Genomic DNA, 4,174 nt, shown 5'->3' with positions numbered 1-4,174 from the left:
TGGCTTCAAAAATCGCAGGGCCTAATCCTGGATTGTCTTACATCAGAGAAAATATGGATTTTTCTCCTGCAAGTATTGCCTTGTCTTTAGACAAAAGTTTGACGCGTTTGCAAACGGATTATATTGACGTGTATCAATTGCATTGGCCAGAACGTAAGACGAATTTCTTTGGGCAACGCGGTTTCAAAGTGCAAGAGGACGCTTGGGAAGACAATATTCATTCCGTTTTAGAAACATTGGATGGTTTCATCAAACAAGGAAAAATAAAACATATTGGACTTTCAAATGAAACGCCTTGGGGAATTATGCGTTTTCTGGAAGAAAGTAAATACAATAATTTACCAAGAATAAAAACAGTTCAAAACCCGTATTCGTTGTTGAATCGACTTTTCGAAAACGGTTCTGCCGAAGTTTGTATGCGAGAAAATTTGGGATTATTAGCTTATTCTCCTTTGGCTTTTGGAGTTTTGTCAGGAAAATTTTTGTCAGGCGAAAGTCATCCGAATGCTAGAATCAGTTTGTTTCCTCAATTTTCAAGATACAACAGTGCACAATCTGCTGAAGCTACACGATTGTATAACGAAGTGGCAACTAAAAACGGTTTGACTTTGACACAATTAGCTTTGGCTTTTGTGACTCAACAAGCTTTTGTGACTAGCAATATAATTGGCGCCACAACTATGGAACAATTAAAGGAAAATATTGTTACGATTGATGTTGTTTTATCGGATGAAATTATTGCCGAAATCAATGCGGTTCAGGCTATAATTCCAGATCCAGCACCTTAAAATGGCACACAGATAACACGGATTTGCTAAAGCAAAAACGCGGATAAAACAGATTTTAAAATCTTCGTGTGCTTTGTGCCTTCTTTGCGAACTTTGCGGTTAAGTCGTTTTACAAATTATCAATCACCTTATCTTTAGGATATTTTACTCGGTAACTTATCCTAATTTTTTTGGTTTCATTGGGTTTTAAATCTAAATCCCAAGTAAGAATTCCAGTTTCTGCATTTACTTTTGCACTGTCACTTTGTAATAATTCGATTTCGATTTCTTTGTCTGGACTTAATGGATATTGGTCTTTCAAAAGCAATTGAGCTGCTTCTTTCTTGTTGTTGCGAACGGTAATATCATACGTAAAAGTCTGTTCTTTCTTCGAAGATAAAAATTTTGTACCTGATTTATCCGCCACTTTTTCACGTTTGACAGCCATTTTCTTATCTCTTCCCATACTCAAACTCAAGGTGTCTGAAGTCTGATTGGTGTTAATCCTCGTTTTACCTACATACATTCCTTCGAAAATGATATTGGCTTCGCCGTTGAGCAAATTATACTTCGAATAATCGACAATTTCTGCCATAAGAAAGGCTTCTTTTTCGACTTTTGGCGCAGCATAATATTTGTAAGTTGCTGGAATTTTTATTTCTTTCAATGCTACACTATGTGCTTTCCCATTGGATAAAATATCATACGGAATATCAATATCGAAAGAAACATTGAGTTGGTTTTCATTTATTCTTGAACCCACTCCAGTTACAACTACTTCTTGCAATGAGTTATCTGCTTCAACTGCTTCAACTGCATTGGCATCACCAACAATCTGCATTCCAGCAACTTTACCTTGGAGTGCATTCATAGAACTATAGCCTCTTATTCGAACTATTTCTTCTTTATATCTCAAAAACCAAGGATTCACAGTTGGCGCTTGATTATTTTGGTTAGGATTCCCGCTTGATAAAGTGAGTTTTACTTTTTTCCAATCAATTCCCGTTTCTTGTTTTACCTCAGCTTTGTACATCATTTCCATTGGTTCTCCAATGCTGTTGGCGCGCAAATCATATAACGGTTTCCAAGAAGCATCAGAGGTCAAATAGTTAATATCGAAATCTACGTTTCCTGCAACTTCGTTCATTACTTGAATAATCAGTTTTCCATCTGAGATTTCATCTTCATTTTTGGTGTTGGTTTCAAGTTTGGCGTTTAAACTGGATAATTGTTTGTTGAGTTTTTTCTCTTTTTCATCCAATGAAATTAAGGCATTACTAATTTCGGTTCTTTTGAGATTATAATAATCAACCATTTTCATTAAGTCAACCATATTTAAACCCGAATTTACGCCTGAAACTTGTTGGTTTTTATCCAAAAGTTCGATGGTTTTAGTATTCGAAACCTTTTGGATTCCCACTTTTTGGATTTCCTTTTTTACCCAACTAATACTATCTCGAACTTTTTTTATCGTTGGATTGGTCTCGTCAATAACATATTCCGAAACATAATCATCAGTAAATTGTACCGAGAGGACAGTAACCGTTGATGGCGCTCCAATTTGAATTGTATTTTCATTTACATAATCAGAAACATTTTTAATCACAATTTCACTCGTGCCCTTCGGAAGCATTGCTGAAGTGGTTTGCGAAATTTCGGCAGAGTTGAAATAAACGGTTGCCGCTTTTACTTTGGCAGCAACAAAAATCGGTTTTTGAGCAAATGCTATTACCGAAACCAAGAAGGCAGACAAGAGAAGTAATTTTTTCATAATGGGTTAATTTATGGATGTATTTCTATAGATAACAAATATCGTAAAAAGGTTGGGACACTTTGTTTTTTTAAACTAAAATCTTCGTGCGCTTTTCGTTGAACATTGTGTTTAAACCATCAAAATTCAAATGGTTCTTCAACAGCAAGAGAATCAACAGGAATAGAATCGGGTACTTTTATATTCAAAAGAGAATAAGCATTGCCCGTAATCTGCATCGGGATCGATTGACCAATGGTGTCATCAGGTGTCAAAAGGCCTCTTCGTAACATTAAATTGCTGAGGAATTTTTCTTGTTTTACAGCAAAGGATTTTAGTTTTCCTTCGGTGTCAAATTGCCACATAAATTTCCTGGGTTTTGGAATAATCGTTGCCAAATACAAACATTCTTTCAAAGTTAAATCGGCTGGACTTTTCTGGAAGTAGAAATGTGCTGCTTCGCCAATTCCATAGACATTTGGCCCCCATTCGATAACGTTAAAATAGACTTCGAGCATTCGTTCTTTGCTGGCGATTCGATTGTTTTCAAGAATGTAAACCAACAAGATTTCTTCCAATTTTCGAGACACGGTTTTTTCGCGGGTAAGAAACACGTTTTTGATTAATTGCATACTGATCGTACTCGCGCCACGAGAGAATTTCTTGGTGCGAATATTTTTAAGAATCGATTGTTTGAAGGCTTCGTTGATAAAACCACGATGCGAGAAAAACGATGGATCTTCAGAAGTTAAAACACATTTTTGTAAATAAGGTGAAATTTGATCCAAAGGCGTGTAATTTGGATTTTCAGAACCAACTAGAATCGGACGTTGCTGCACGTTTTGGATGATGGCACGATAGATAAATTCTCCATTAAGTTTGTTGAGATTAGCTTCGCCGTATTTAGTAATTTTCAGGTTTTCTTTCTTCAAATTACTGTCAAACACTAGTTGGTCAGGTTTGTTTTTATTGAACATAAAATCCAGCTTGTATTCGAAATTTCCTTCGGCTTCCATTCCTTGAAAATGGGAGAATAATCCGTCAGGAAGCGAAGTGATAAAATCCTGCGCTTTCATTTTTGGAATAGCTACCTTGAGTTTGTAAATCGTATCTTTTTCGGTTTCATAAGCGAGATAAGGATGAAATTTCACCTTATTGAATTGCACGGTCGAACTGCTGTCGACTGAAACAAAATCAGAGCCCAAGAGGAACCGAAAATCAAATTTTGCATTTTTTATAACCACATTTTTGCTGGCAATTTTAGGATGGTTCACCATAAAATTAGTAATAGACGCAAAACCATCAAGATGTAATTCGCCACCTGATTTGTCTATGTTTTGAATGTTTACCCGAATGGAATCAAAACTTGATTTTAGGTTGAAACGCTCGTCAAGATAGGGCACTTTGATGGCACCGGTATCTCTATTGAAGAACCGAATATCGGCAGTTTTGTTTCTTGGATCAGCAAAACCTTCAATTCGGATTCGTTGTTTGAATGTGTTGGTTTCGACTAAAGCCGAAGTCTCCAATTGTTTGTTGACTAATCGTAGTTTCTCGAAATTGATTGTTGTCTTTTTGCCATTATCATCCAATCGAAAGGAAAGATTTTCGATTTTCATATCCGTGGGCACTAAGTTCAGTACTTTCGAAATGATTC

The 4,174-nt window shown here is 36.2% G+C and carries 3 protein-coding genes; 1 reads left to right on the top strand and 2 read right to left on the bottom strand.

Going from position 1 to position 4,174, the window contains the following annotated elements:
• Nucleotides 1-788 (top strand): aldo/keto reductase (locus PHC28_RS16345; protein WP_300103171.1); only part of this gene is annotated, 788 nt, incomplete at its 5' end.
• Between the two features lie 109 nt (nt 789-897).
• On the opposite strand, the gene PHC28_RS16340 is transcribed toward PHC28_RS16345, so the two are convergent.
• Together PHC28_RS16340 and PHC28_RS16335 are read right to left on the bottom strand one after the other, a co-directional pair.
• Entirely contained in the window at nt 898-2,538 is a 1,641-nt protein-coding gene (locus PHC28_RS16340; RefSeq protein ID WP_300103169.1) for a DUF4139 domain-containing protein, read from the bottom strand.
• A gap of 119 nt (nt 2,539-2,657) precedes the next feature.
• Nucleotides 2,658-4,174 (bottom strand): biosynthetic peptidoglycan transglycosylase (locus tag PHC28_RS16335; protein ID WP_300103167.1); only part of this gene is annotated, 1,517 nt, incomplete at its 5' end.

Source organism: Flavobacterium sp., from assembly GCF_028712645.1.
Taxonomy (GTDB): domain Bacteria; phylum Bacteroidota; class Bacteroidia; order Flavobacteriales; family Flavobacteriaceae; genus Flavobacterium.
The sequence above is the reverse complement of the archived record's forward strand: the minus strand, read 5'-3'. Positions and strand labels throughout refer to the sequence as shown.

Bases quoted from the DNA above. Each gene is read 5' to 3' on its own strand.
- PHC28_RS16340 (WP_300103169.1), bottom strand. From the start codon at position 2,538: ATGAAAAAATTACTTCTCTTGTCTGCCTTCTTGGTTTCGGTAATAGCA.